Below are 12,516 nucleotides of genomic sequence, written 5' to 3' on the forward strand. Positions count from 1 at the left end.
GCCAATTGCGAAGATCACGCACGCGCACGAAAGCGCACCGCTGGTGTCAGCGGTCGGAGCGGGAGAAAGCACGATGCTGCGGCGAGTTGCCGAGCGCCCCATTGCGAGGCGCGCACTATAAGCAGCGGCTGTTTACCACTCAATCACGGATGTTTTCATCGCGTGAAATAAAAAGAAATAAACGGCGAAGACCGCCGACTAGGAGGCCCAGGCGTAGCCGATTGAACGTATGGAACGCACCGGCAGCGGCTGCGCGCCGCCGTCTTCGACCTTCCGTCGCAGCCGGTGGACGACCATCTCGAGCCGATACGGGTCGAATTCGGGAAGCTGGGCGACGATGTTCTTTGTCAGGTCATCGCGTGACATGGCCGCCCCCGGGGTACGCATCAACGCCGCCAACAGCAGCAGCTCGGCGTGCGAAAGCTGGACCTGCTTTCCTGCCGGCGAGGTCAGACGCCAGCCTTCCAGCGCCAGGCTCCAGCCGGAGGCTTTCAGCACCGTGGCGGTTGCGCGCCCGGCTGTTTCCCGCCCACGGCGACGCAACACGCTGCGCAGGGTGGCGGCCAGGACTTCGCTTTCCACTGGCTTGACCAGATAGGCATCGGCACCGCCGTCCAGTCCGCGGATCTGGTCCGCACTGCCCGAGCGCCCAGTGAGCAGCACGACGGCAACGTCATCGCTTTGCCGTAGATGCGCCAATGCACTGAAGCCGTCTTCATCAGGCAGCCCAACGTCGAGCACGACGGCGTCCACGCGCGCCCTCATCAGCTGCCGATACATTTCAAGCGCGCTGCCGGCCGCTTGGACATCGAAACCCATGTCAATCAGGTCCGGCACCAGGATCTGGTCGCGCAACTCATGGTCGTCCTCCACCACGAGGATCTTCGTGTGTTGCCCCGATGAGCCAGACTGCATTGAAGGTCCCCGTCTCGTCTTGTGAGCACATCGCCCGCTGCGCCCGCTGGCTTCAGCCGACGCTGCATCGGGCCGACGTATTCTACCCATTGAATGCAACACGGCGATCGTTGCCCGTCCAGCAGGATTTCCGACACCGGCTGCCAGCACCCGGATCGCAACGGCGCAGCACCGCGCCCCCTATCAAGCCAACTGATGGTCGACATCCCCACCCTCCTCGGTTACAGCGCCGTCGTCCTCCTGCTCATCGCGGTGCTCCTGGGGGCTGTGCGGCCGACCGGCCGACGCATTGCCTGGTTCGCGGCTCCCTTCGCCGCGGGGGCGATCGGCTGCGCTTTCCTGGTCCATCCCAGCGCGTTTCCAGGCAAAGCGGGGCTCCATCTGGGGGCCTTCTTCATCTCGCTGGCGTTCGCGTTTGGATGGCAGGCCGTACGCGCGTTCTTCGGGCACAACGCACGATGGGGCTGGTTGCTGCTGCCATCGCTGGCCTGGCTTGCTGCCGCGTTCGTGTGGTTCGACCGGCTGGGGATGGAGGCGCTGAACGCCACCCTGCGCATCGGCCTGGTTGCGCTGTATACCGGGCTGCCTGCCTACCAGCTGCTGCGGGAACAGGATCCGGGCCTGCCGTCGCGGCGGTCGCTCGGCATGGTCTTCCTGGCGGCGAGCGCTTTGGCCGTGCTGGCGCTGCCCTTCACCGTGTGGCTGCCGCAACCCCTCGGCGCTGCGCCGGCTGAAACGTGGGCCGTCGTGTTCTTCAATGCGCAGATCCTCATCGAAGTGCTGCTCGCCAGCGCGTTGATGGTGACGATGAGCAAGGAACGGGCCGCCCAGCAACTCTACGAGGCCTCCATCCGCGATCCTCTGTCGAACCTGTACAACCGCCGCTTCCTGGAAGATCGCAAGGCGGCGTGGCAACGGGGCGACAGGTCCACTGGACGCTCCCGCGCATTGATCTATTTTGATATCGACCACTTCAAGCGCATCAATGATCGTTTCGGGCACGCCATCGGCGACCAGGTCATCGTGCTGGCCGCGCGCGTCGCGGAGGATTCCCTGCGGAAGAAGGACTGGGTATTCCGGCTCGGCGGGGAAGAGTTCCTGTGCGTGCTCCCGGACGTGGACCATGCCGGAGCGGTAGAGGCAGCAGAAAGGCTTCGGGCGGCGTTCGAACAGGCCGCACGGACCGTCGGGGAGGAGCCCGTCAACGCCACGTTGAGCGCAGGGGTTGCGGCGGGCATCAGCGGAAATCCGGACTTCGACGCGCTGCTCGCCGTTGCGGACGACCACCTGTATGCCGCCAAACAGGGCGGGCGCAACCGGGTAGTGGGTTGAGCGCCTGGAGGGCGTTGTCTACGCAAACAAACGAAAAGGCCCGACCCAGGGCCGGGGCATTCATGTCCATGAAACAGGGGTTGGATCAAGCATCAGGTTAAGCCGGCCAAGGGCCTTGCGGATAGAGCTTCGTAGATCGCCTCTGCCGATTCATTGCACTCAATATCTTCCAAGTGAAGCATTGCCTCAACGTAGCGATGTCTCTCGATGTCGCTTGGATAGGGTCGCGCCAATTCTAAAAAATCCCCTCCCCCAACAGCCACCACGAATCTCTCATGGACATCCCAGTAGCACGCAGACCCCGAAGCCTCATGCAAGAGCACCACTTCAAGACCATTGGCTTCAGTATCTATATCGTACAGATCATAAGCATCAACAATTTTTACCGGCACAACTTGCGCGCCGTTGGCCGATATTCTCGACAACGTCACAGACCCTGAACCGCCAAGCTTCAAGAAAGCCCCACTAACAAAAAAACAATCTACGATTGATAGCGACCAGGGAAATATAACTTTCTGCCGCCCTTCCACGTAGGCGCGAAATAGTTCTGATTTATCGCCATGCATTGGGCTCTCTCCTATTTCTCTCTGAAACGAACCTTGATTACCTCGCGGATCCGAGTTCCTGTTTTTTCACTGCTCACACGAACGGAAGTCTCCTTGACTCCATCCTTCGTGGTCCGTGAGCTCATCTGGACGACAGAGCCATCGCCCAATCTGCCCAACTGCCCGCCATCTCGAACCTCCGAAGTACCTTGCGTGAGGCGATCAAACATCTTGGAGGCGCCTGCTCCGCCCCCCGCACCTTCGAACTCAGATGTCCTGCGGCCTGAACGGCCGCCGGTGCGACCGAGGTCTCGCGCAGCTGATTCGATGTATGTTCTGGCTTGCCCGTAATCTCTTCCCGCGAGCGATGTACCACGCATCACGCTGGCCAACGTAGACAGCATCGCGCCTCCCTCAGCGGACACGCCACCTGTCGCTCCTGCGCCAGCCGCCCCACCAAGGAACTTCAGCATCAGACGACCGTCCCTGCCGATTTGCTCCTGAGCTTGCTCAACTGTAATGCAAGCTCCCGTGTCGTGGCAGGAGCGAGGATCTGAAACCTGCCGTCCATCCGGGTCCGTGAATCTGTACGGATTGTCATTTGCGTACCGATACCGATTGAACTGCCACACAGGCTGTTCAAACGCAGTCACCGGATCCACAGACAGGAACATCTCCAACTGCGGATCCATGTACCGTTGCTGCATGTAAGTCAGACCGGTAGCGGCATCGCTCACATGTCCGGCATAGCCGGGACCGTCAGTCAGATCCTCCCCGACAACATCGCCGTAAGGCTCGTACGTCATCCGCTCGATGACGTTGCCATTGGCATCCGTCTTGGCCACGACCGATCCGAGTGCATCGGTATGCAGGTAGCGGACCGTTGTCTGCGCCGAAGCCGGCGCAAGCCAGGACAGCCCGGCTAGAAGGGCGCAGCTCCAGAGCGCTACCGAACCGGCCCTGAGCCTACTGGTTGCAGCCGCCGCAATGTGCGCGAATGCACCGGCGACGCGTCTCCCGAACGCAGTCATCCTTCCAATCCTTGAAAGAACCTTGGAGCAAGGCATGGCCTTCATAGCACACGTCGCACGCGCTCTGGAAGGAGGATGTCGGTGAGTGTCCGGGAAGCCGACTTACGTTGGAGAGGTGGACACCCGACTGCGGCCGACCATGAGTCGGCGCCAACGCAAACAAACAAAAAGCCCCGACCAAGGCCGGGGCTTTTCGTACAACTGGTGCCGGAAATAGGAATCGAACCTACGACCTACGCATTACGAATGCGCCGCTCTACCAACTGAGCTATTCCGGCTGAGCAGGCAATTCTAGGGGCTGGGGAACAGCCGGTCAATCACCGGGCCCGGGCAGCATGCAGCAGCGGCGGTAGATTGCTTCCGCCTGCTCGGCGGCCATCCGCTGCTGGTCCAGGGACAGGGCCTGGCGGGACTGGGCCAGCAGCGCATCCGACCAGAACGTGGGGCTCAGCCGTTGCAGCACCTGCCCATAGGCGTAAGCCGCGACCGGATCCTTGACGGTCCGGTAACCGTGCTCATGAACGCTTTGCAGGCCTGAAAGCGCCTCCACGTTGCCACCGTCCGCCAGCGCCTGCAGGTAGCGCAGGGAGGTCTCACGCCAGGCCAGCACGTCCTCCTCGCGCTCAGCCAGTTCCGATGCAGATGTCGCACCCACTGCGGCTCGCACGTCGATGCCGTAGAGCAGCTGCGCCTCCACCGACCCCTGCTCGGCCGCGCGTGCCAGCCATGGCGCCCGGTAGAGCGTGGGATCCTGGCTCAGGGCGACGCACTCGCCCAGGCGCACCTCCAGCTTGCTCAGGAAGTCCGGGTCGGTTCGCATGCCGGCACGCCGCATGGCCTGCCAACCCGCTTCGGGTTCACCGGAGATGAGATTCCTGCAATCACGCACCACAAGCTCGATTTCATACGTGGCAAGGCCGTCACCCGCGTCCGAGCGCGGCTTCAGCGCGAGCACCTGTTGCTTCGCGTCCCCGGGAGCCAACTGTTGATGCGCCGGCTGCAAGCGGATTCGGCGGGCAATGCCCTGAAGTATCGGGGCGTGGGTACCGTCGCCATCATCGACGACGTGCGCCAGACCGGTGCGTTCTTCAATGAACAGCCGCAGGTGGAGTTCCAGCTGCGGTTTACCGATGTGGCCGGACAGCCGCAGCGCGCGGTGATCCGGCGCTACGTGCCGTTGATTGATCTGGCGACGATTCCACGTGACACGCTGCAGATTCTTTACGATCCCGGGAATCCGTCGCGTGTGCAGATGGATCAGGATGCTGCTCGCCGAGCATGGCTCGGCGCTACCGGGGCAGGCTGAGCCTCGACGGTGAGGTCAGCGCGCCTTCCAAAGCGCCGACAACCCATCGCGCGTGCCGGCAATCCGTTCCAGCGCGGGGTACTGCGCGCCGCCGTGGTAATCGATGCTGATCGGCATTACCCGGTCGAAATGTTTCACCAGCAGGGTGATCGGCGCTTTGCTGTCCCTGGAGCCGGCCACGACCTCCTTCAGCCGCTCGCTCTTGTACTCGCGTCCGTCCACGGCGATCACGGTCATGCCCGGTGCAAGACCGGCATTGAAGGCCGGGCTGTCCCACACCACGTCACCCACCACGCCGGCGTCGGTCACGGTAGCCCCGATTGAGTAAGTCAGCAGCGCGGCCTTGGCGCGGGTTTCCTGCGCCTTGAACGCCTCGTTCGGGGTATCACGGTAAGCCAGCTTCCAGCCCGCCATTTCCAGCCCGCCGATCAGCGATCCATGCCCATCCAGGCGCTCGCGCAGGAAGCCGGCCCAGTCCGCCGGGGCGATGGTGTTCAACGTGGCCACCACGTCATCGAAGGTGTACGGATTGACGTCCCACGCGCCGTTGTCCATGCCGAAGAAGGCCTTGGCGAAATCATCCAGGCCGCGTTTGCCGCCGCTCAGCGCGCGCAGCTTGCCCTCCACTTCCAGCCACAGCATCTGCCCGCCGGAATAGTAGTCTTCGCTCATCTGGTAGTTGCGGTACGCCAGACCACGGCGCTGGGCGATGGTCGGGTCGTTGGTGGTGTCCTGCAGCGGCCGCCAGGCCAGTCCGGGACGCCCGCGATCGAACGTCGCCGCCACATTGGCGAGCATGTCACGCGCCTGGTCGGTACTCCACAATCCGGAACGCGCGGCCAGCACCTGGCCCCAGAACTGGGTCTGCCCTTCGTACACCCACAGCAGGCTGTCGCCCATCGGCACGTTGAAGTTGGCGGTTGCCAGGTCAGCGCCACGGCGGTACTTGCCGTTCCAGGAATGGTTGTACTCGTGCGGCAGCAGATCGCGCGCCCACCAGTTCTTGTCCCACTCGGTGAAATAGCCCACATCGCCGCTGTTTTCGCTGGAACGGTGGTGCTCCAGGCCGATGCCGCCCAGCTTGTCGGTCAGCGCCAGCAGGAAGTCGTAATGATCGAAATGGCGTGCGCCGTACAGCTTGTCCATCTGTTGCACCAGCGCGCGATGCGCCTTCAGTTGCTCCGCGCTGGCCTTCAGCGATTTGGCATCGTCGGCGAACACATTGAGGTGCACCGGCTGCTTCGCGCCGGGATCCAGGTCGAAGCGCTGGAAGTGCTCGCCGGCAAACAACGGCGAATCCACCAGGTGCTCATAGCTGATCGGCTTGAATACCACGGTGTCGCCGTCGCGGCGCTCGGTTTCCAGCGCGGTCGCATAGGACCAGCCGGCCGGCAGGGTCACGCTGGCCTGCGCCTGCAGCCCTCCGGCATCCACCCCGCTGGGATACAACGAACTGGCGTTCCACTGCAGGTTGAGCATTTCCGGGGTCATCACCACGCGGCCCTGGCTGCCGCCCTGCGAAGACAGGTAATTGAAGCGCGCCACCACCTCAGTGACGCCCTGCGGCACGTCCACCTTGAACGCATACACGTTGAACTGGTCACGCTCCCACTTCAGCGGCGTGCCGTTGGCGGTGACCTGCAGGCCGGCCAGTTTGTCGATCGGGCCACTGGGCGAATGGTTACCCGGCAGCCACTGCGGGTACAGCAGGGTCAGCGGGCCCGGCTTGGCCGGCACCGTGGCGGTGACCTTGAAGATGCGCCGGTCCAGGTCACGTGCGTCGACGTTGATGCGCAGCGTGCCGGGCCAGGCACTGCCGACCGGTGGCGGGGTCTGCGCGAGTGCCGGCGTAGTCGTCAACGAGAGCAGGACGGACAGCGCCAGGGCACGGGGTTTCATCGGCAGTTCCAGCAGAAGGGGAACCTTGATCCTAGGCCTACGGCAACGCCCTGCCCCATGGCCAAAGGTCACGGATGGGCCGGTGGCCGGATTGGGCAAAGTCGGGTGTGCGCCGCCCTGAACGTCAATCGCAAAAGCCAAGGCGGCCGCTTCGCTCGCCGACCATGGGTCGGCGCTACCAGAGGCGGCGCGGTGGTCAGTCGACCAGGCGCAGGCGCAGTTCCTTCGGCAGCGCGAACACCATCGATTCGGGTTCGCCTTCCAATTCACCGATGCCGTCGGCACCGAGTTCACGCAGGCGGGCCAGCACGCCGTCCACCAGCACCTGCGGCGCCGATGCACCGGCGGTGACGCCGATGTGCTGCTTGCCGATTACCCACGCGGGGTCGATCTCGTGCGCGCCGTCGATCAGGTACGACTCCACGCCTTCACGACGAGCGAGTTCGCTCAGCCGGTTGGAATTGGAGCTGTTCGGCGAGCCCACCACCAGCACCAGGTCGCAGCGCTTGGCCAGGTCGCGCACGGCGTCCTGGCGGTTCTGCGTGGCGTAGCAGATGTCGTCGTTCTTCGGTCCCTGCATGGCGGGGAACCTGGCACGCAGCGCATCGATGATGCCGCGCGTGTCATCCACCGACAGCGTGGTCTGGGTGGTGTAGGCGAAATTTTCCGGCTGCTCGAGCACCAGCGAGGCCACCTGCTCCACGTCTTCCACCAGGTAGATCTTGCCGGTGCCGGCTTCCTGGTTCCACTGGCCCATGGTGCCTTCCACTTCGGGGTGGCCGGCATGGCCGATCAACACCACGTCGCGGCCGGCGCGGCAATGGCGCGCCACTTCGAAATGCACCTTGGTCACCAGCGGACAGGTGGCGTCGAACACTTTCAGGCCACGGCGATCGGCTTCCTGGCGCACCGCCTGGGAGACGCCGTGTGCGCTGAAGATGACCGTGTTGTTGTCCGGCACTTCGTCCAGTTCCTCGACGAAGATGGCGCCACGCTGCTTCAGGTCGTCGACCACGAAACGGTTGTGCACCACTTCATGGCGCACGTAGATGGGTGCGCCGAGCGTTTCGATCGCGCGCTTCACGATCTCGATCGCACGATCGACACCAGCACAGAAACCACGCGGATTGGCGAGCAGGACATCCATCTATCAACGTCTCCCGGCGTCGGCCGGCTTGGGGGGTTACGGGGTCGTATTATCCGCTTTTTTGGACGACTTGCCCTCGAACAGGCCGAACACCGCGATACCGACGGCGCCCACCACGATCGCCGCATCGGCGATGTTGAACGAGGGCCAGTAATGGTCACCCACGTACCACTGGATGAAATCCACCACGTGGCCGTGCACCTGGCGGTCGATCACGTTGCCGATGGCCCCGCCGATCACCAGCGCGAACGGCAGCGCGCTGCGCCAGTTGCTGCGGGCGGTGCCGTACAGCCACCACGCCATCAGGCCACTGATGCCGATCGCCAGCACGGTGAAGAAGTACTTCTGCCAGCCACCAGCATCACTGAGGAAGCTGAACGCCGCCCCGGTGTTGTAGGTGCGGAACCAGTTCCAGAAGCCTTCGATGACCGGCACCGGTTCGTATTCGGGCAGGCTGGACAGCACCCAGGCCTTGCTCCACTGGTCCAGGATGATGACCACCACCGACAGGACCAGCCAGATCAGCGCGTTCGGACGCGGACGGACGGCGGTCATCAGAACCACCGCCGATCTTCGCCGGCACCGTCGATGTTGTCGGCACAGCGGCCGCAGATCTCAGGATGTTCGGCCACGCTGCCCACGTCGGCACGGAAGTGCCAGCAGCGCACGCACTTGGTCTTGCTGGTCGGCTGGGCACTGACGAACACTTCGTCGGTGGTCGCCGGGCGCACCTGCACGTCACCGCTGATCAGCAGGAAGCGCAGTTCCTCGGCCAGCGGCTGCCAGCGTGCGGCCTGCTCTTCGCTGGCGGCGACGGTGATCTCCGCTTCCAGCGCGGCACCGATGGCACCGTTGGCACGCATCGGCTCCAGCACCTTGGACACCTGCTCGCGCAGGGCCAGCAGCTGGTCGAAATCGGCGGCGGACAGTTCGGCATCGGCCGGCAGCGGCGCCAGGCCGTCATACCAGGTGTCGAACAGCACGTGTGCGCTGCGCTCGCCCGGCAGGTAGCCCCACAGCTCGTCGGAGGTGAAGGTCAGGATCGGGGCGATCCAGCGGGTGAACGCTTCGGCGATGTGGTACATCGCGCTCTGCGCCGAACGCCGGCCGCGCGAGTCCTCGCCCATGGTGTACAGGCGGTCCTTGGTCACGTCCAGGTACAGCGAACCCAGGTCCACGCTGCAGAAGTTCAGCAGCAGCTGCACGATCTCGGCCATGTCGTAGCTTTCGTACGCCGCCTTGATCTTTTCCTGCAGTTCGAAGGCGCGGTGCACGATCCAGCGGTCCAGCGCGACCATGTCGTTGAGCGGGCGCAGGTGCACGGCCGGATCGAAACCGTCCAGGTTGGCCAGCAGGAAGCGTGCGGTGTTGCGCAGCCGGCGGTAGGCATCGGCGTTGCGCTTGAGGATCTCCTGCGACAGCGACATTTCATTGCTGTAGTCGGCCGAGGCGATCCACAGGCGCAGGATGTCCGCACCCAGGGTCTTCATGATGTCCTGCGGCTCGATGCCGTTGCCCAGCGACTTGGACATCTTGCGGCCGTGCTCGTCCACGGTGAAACCGTGGGTAAGGCACTGCTTGTACGGCGCATGGCGGTCGATCGCCACGCCGGTCAGCAGCGAGGACTGGAACCAGCCGCGGTGCTGGTCGGAGCCTTCCAGGTACAGGTCGGCCGGCTTGCCGAAGCCACGCGCCAGCAGCACGCCTTCGTGGGTGACGCCGGAATCGAACCAGACATCCAGGATATCGGTGACCTTTTCGTAGTCGGCTGCTTCGGCGCCCAGCAGTTCGGCGGCGTCCAGCGAGTACCAGACGTCGATGCCGTCCACCTGCACGCGATCGGCCACGGCCTGCATCAGCTCCACGCTGCGCGGGTGCATTTCACCGGTGATGCGGTGGGTGAACAGTGCGATCGGCACGCCCCAGGTGCGCTGGCGGCTGATGCACCAGTCCGGCCGGCCATCGACCATGCTCTGGATGCGCGCCTTGCCCCAGGCCGGGAACCAGCCCACATTGTCGATGGCGGTCAGCGCGTCTTCGCGCAGCTTCGCCTTCTCCATGGAGATGAACCACTGCGGGGTGGCACGGAACACCACCGGCTTCTTGTGGCGCCAGCAATGCGGGTAGCTGTGGGTGATCTCGGCGAAGGCCAGCAGTGCGCCGGACGCGCGCAGCACCTCCACGATCAGCGGCTGCGCCTTCCACAGGTGCACCCCGGCCAGCACGACATCACCGGCCGGCGGGGTCGACGGCAGGTACACGCCCGCGCCGTCGATCGGATTGATTTCACCGGCGTGGTAGCGCTCCAGCAGGCCGTACTGCTGGCTGACCGCGTAATCTTCCTGGCCGTGGCCGGGCGCGGTATGCACCGCACCGGTACCGTCTTCGTCGGACACGTGGGCGCCGTTGAGCAGCGGGATGTCGCGCTGCGGATAGAACGGGTGGGCCAGCAGCAGGTTTTCCAGCGCCGCGCCGTTGGCATGGCCGTGGCTGACCACGTCCTGCACGCCGTAACGTGCCAGCGAACGGCCGGCCAGCGCGGTGGCCAGCACCAGCCAGCGACGGCCGCCGTTGTGCGCCGGGCCTTCCACCAGCGAGTACTCGATGGCCGCACCCAGCGACACCGCCAGCGACGCCGGCAGGGTCCACGGGGTGGTGGTCCAGATCGGCACCGCCACTTCCACGCCTTCGGGCAGGTCCACGCCGAAGGCCGCGGCCAGCGCCTTGGAATCACGCGCGGTGTAGGCCACGTCCACCGTCGGCGAGACCTTGTCCTGGTACTCGATTTCCGCTTCGGCCAGCGCCGAACCGCAGTCGAAGCACCAGTGCACCGGCTTGGCACCGCGGATCACGTGGCCATTGGCCACGATCTTGGACAGCGCGCGGATTTCGTTGGCTTCGAACTCGAAGCTCAGCGTCTTGTACGGGTTGTCCCAGTCGCCGGTCACGCCCAGGCGCTTGAAGTCGGCGCGCTGGATCTCGATCTGCTCCTCGGCGAACTCACGGCACTTCTGCCGGAATTCGACCGCATCGAGCTTCACCCCGACCTTGCCCCACTTCTTTTCGACCGCGATCTCGATCGGCAGGCCGTGGCAGTCCCAGCCCGGCACGTAGGGCGCATCGAAGCCGGCCAGGTAGCGCGACTTGACGATGATGTCCTTGAGGATCTTGTTGACCGCATGGCCCAGGTGGATGCGGCCGTTGGCATACGGCGGGCCGTCGTGCAGCACGAACAGCGGGCGGCCGGCGGCGTTCTCGCGCAGCTGCGCGTAGAGCCCCTGCTCTTCCCAGCGCGCCAGGATGCCCGGCTCGCGCTTGGGCAGGTCGCCGCGCATCGGGAATTCGGTGGCCGGCAGATGGAGGGTGGCTTTGTAGTCCTGGCTCACGCAGTGGCTCGCAATCTATGTTCGGAAAGGATGGCGCGCGCCTGTTCGGCATCGCGGTGCATCTGGTCGGTCAGTGCCGCCAGATCATTGAACTTTTCTTCGTCGCGCAGCTTGGCCACGAACTCGACGTCGATGTGTCGACCGTACAGGTCGCCCTGGAAATCGAAAAGGTGGGCTTCCAGCAGCGGCTCCACGCCGTCCACGGTGGGACGGGTGCCGAAGCTGGACACCGACGGCCACGGCTGCTCGAAAACGCCGTGCACCAGAGTGGCATAGATGCCCGACAGCGCCGGCGTCTTCGGGAAACGCAGGTTGGCGGTGGGATAGCCCAGCGTACGGCCCAGCTGGCGTCCACGCACCACCCGTCCGCTGATCGCGTAGGGCCGCCCCAGCAGGTCGCTGGCGTGGTCGAAATCACCGGCCAGCAGCAGCTGGCGGATGCGGGTGCTGGAGATACGCTCACCGCGCAGATGGACCGGCTCGATTTCATTGGCCTGGAAGCCGAGCTGGGCGCCCATCTGCTGCAGCAACGCCAGGTTCCCGCGCCGACGATTGCCGAACTGGAATTCCGGGCCGATCCACACTTCACGCGCGCTCAGCCGCTGTACCAGCAGGCGCTGCACGAAGTCCTCGGCCTGCATGGCGGCCATGCGCGCATCGAAACGCAGCAGGCCGATGGCATCCACGCCGAGTTCGCGCAGCATCTCCACCTTGCCGCGCGCCAGCGTCAACCGCGGTGGCGGCGTGCCCTGGGCGAAGAACTCGCGCGGCAACGGCTCGAAGGCCACGGCCACGGCCGGCACGCCCAGCGCGCGGGCACGGGCGACAGCGTGGCGCACCAGCGCCCGGTGGCCCAGGTGCAGGCCGTCGAAGGCACCAATGCAGACCACGCTTCCGTGCGGGAACAACGCCCCGCCCTCAACGCTTCGAAACAACCTGCTCATCAACTCCGCTC

Annotated in this window: 11 protein-coding genes and 1 tRNA gene; 2 read left to right on the forward strand and 10 right to left on the reverse strand. The window is 64.7% G+C overall.

The window, feature by feature from the left end:
• Window positions 1-198: 198 nt before the first annotated feature.
• The gene (locus ABE522_RS00315) at window positions 199-1,017 is read right to left on the reverse strand and encodes a response regulator transcription factor (protein WP_346589768.1); all 819 of its coding nucleotides are present in this window, start codon (window positions 1,015-1,017) and stop codon (window positions 199-201) included.
• 93 nt (window positions 1,018-1,110) lie between these two features.
• On the opposite strand from ABE522_RS00315, the gene ABE522_RS00320 reads away from it, so the two are divergent.
• Window positions 1,111-2,247 carry a GGDEF domain-containing protein gene (locus tag ABE522_RS00320; RefSeq protein ID WP_346589770.1) on the forward strand — a complete coding sequence of 379 codons (1,137 nt, stop codon included), beginning with the start codon at window positions 1,111-1,113 and terminating at the stop codon, window positions 2,245-2,247.
• A gap of 92 nt (window positions 2,248-2,339) precedes the next feature.
• On the opposite strand, the gene ABE522_RS00325 is transcribed toward ABE522_RS00320, so the two are convergent.
• The 4 genes from ABE522_RS00325 to ABE522_RS00340 form a co-directional block, all read right to left on the reverse strand.
• Entirely contained in the window at window positions 2,340-2,813 is a 474-nt protein-coding gene (locus ABE522_RS00325; protein ID WP_346589772.1) for a hypothetical protein, read from the reverse strand.
• A gap of 11 nt (window positions 2,814-2,824) precedes the next feature.
• The gene (locus ABE522_RS00330) at window positions 2,825-3,781 is read right to left on the reverse strand and encodes an RHS repeat-associated core domain-containing protein (RefSeq protein WP_474200914.1); all 957 of its coding nucleotides are present in this window, start codon (window positions 3,779-3,781) and stop codon (window positions 2,825-2,827) included.
• A 244-nt stretch (window positions 3,782-4,025) separates the two neighbouring features.
• Window positions 4,026-4,101 (reverse strand) — tRNA-Thr (locus ABE522_RS00335).
• 35 nt (window positions 4,102-4,136) lie between these two features.
• A complete protein-coding gene (locus ABE522_RS00340) occupies window positions 4,137-4,826 on the reverse strand; it encodes a hypothetical protein (RefSeq protein WP_346589775.1) in 690 nt (229 codons plus the stop codon).
• On the opposite strand from ABE522_RS00340, the gene ABE522_RS00345 reads away from it, so the two are divergent.
• The gene (locus tag ABE522_RS00345) at window positions 4,812-5,129 is read left to right on the forward strand and encodes a hypothetical protein (RefSeq protein ID WP_346589777.1); all 318 of its coding nucleotides are present in this window, start codon (window positions 4,812-4,814) and stop codon (window positions 5,127-5,129) included. The genes ABE522_RS00340 and ABE522_RS00345 overlap by 15 nt on opposite strands.
• Before the next feature lie 15 nt (window positions 5,130-5,144).
• On the opposite strand, the gene ABE522_RS00350 is transcribed toward ABE522_RS00345, so the two are convergent.
• The 5 genes from ABE522_RS00350 to ABE522_RS00370 all read right to left on the reverse strand — a co-directional run bounded on the left by ABE522_RS00350 (window position 5,145) and on the right by ABE522_RS00370 (window position 12,505).
• Window positions 5,145-7,028, reverse strand: a complete 1,884-nt coding sequence (locus ABE522_RS00350; RefSeq protein ID WP_346589778.1) for a M61 family metallopeptidase — start codon at window positions 7,026-7,028, stop codon at window positions 5,145-5,147.
• 196 nt (window positions 7,029-7,224) lie between these two features.
• Entirely contained in the window at window positions 7,225-8,175 is a 951-nt protein-coding gene (ispH, locus tag ABE522_RS00355) for a 4-hydroxy-3-methylbut-2-enyl diphosphate reductase (RefSeq protein ID WP_346589780.1), read from the reverse strand.
• 36 nt (window positions 8,176-8,211) lie between these two features.
• Window positions 8,212-8,730 carry a signal peptidase II gene (gene lspA, locus ABE522_RS00360; protein WP_057509280.1) on the reverse strand — a complete coding sequence of 173 codons (519 nt, stop codon included), beginning with the start codon at window positions 8,728-8,730 and terminating at the stop codon, window positions 8,212-8,214.
• Window positions 8,730-11,561 (reverse strand): isoleucine--tRNA ligase, encoded by a 2,832-nt coding sequence (gene ileS / locus ABE522_RS00365; protein WP_319274724.1) that lies wholly within the window; start codon window positions 11,559-11,561, stop codon window positions 8,730-8,732. The genes lspA and ileS overlap by 1 nt, the downstream gene beginning before the upstream one ends.
• On the reverse strand, window positions 11,558-12,505 hold the full coding sequence (locus ABE522_RS00370) for a bifunctional riboflavin kinase/FAD synthetase (protein ID WP_182655903.1): 948 nt from the start codon (window positions 12,503-12,505) through the stop codon (window positions 11,558-11,560). The genes ileS and ABE522_RS00370 overlap by 4 nt, the downstream gene beginning before the upstream one ends.
• Window positions 12,506-12,516 lie beyond the last annotated feature (11 nt).

Origin of the sequence: Stenotrophomonas lacuserhaii (assembly GCF_039674585.1) — a bacterium.
Classification (GTDB): Bacteria; Pseudomonadota; Gammaproteobacteria; order Xanthomonadales; family Xanthomonadaceae; genus Stenotrophomonas; species Stenotrophomonas pennii_A.

Excerpts from the sequence above, each read along its gene's own strand:
- ABE522_RS00320 (WP_346589770.1), top strand. The coding sequence starts at position 1,111 with ATGGTCGACATCCCCACCCTCCTCGGTTACAGCGCCGTCGTCCTCCTG.
- ABE522_RS00325 (WP_346589772.1), bottom strand. The coding sequence starts at position 2,813 with ATGCATGGCGATAAATCAGAACTATTTCGCGCCTACGTGGAAGGGCGG.
- ABE522_RS00345 (WP_346589777.1), top strand. The coding sequence starts at position 4,812 with ATGCGCCGGCTGCAAGCGGATTCGGCGGGCAATGCCCTGAAGTATCGG.
- ABE522_RS00350 (WP_346589778.1), bottom strand. The coding sequence starts at position 7,028 with ATGAAACCCCGTGCCCTGGCGCTGTCCGTCCTGCTCTCGTTGACGACT.
- ispH (WP_346589780.1), bottom strand. The coding sequence starts at position 8,175 with ATGGATGTCCTGCTCGCCAATCCGCGTGGTTTCTGTGCTGGTGTCGAT.
- lspA (WP_057509280.1), bottom strand. The coding sequence starts at position 8,730 with ATGACCGCCGTCCGTCCGCGTCCGAACGCGCTGATCTGGCTGGTCCTG.
- ABE522_RS00370 (WP_182655903.1), bottom strand. The coding sequence starts at position 12,505 with ATGAGCAGGTTGTTTCGAAGCGTTGAGGGCGGGGCGTTGTTCCCGCAC.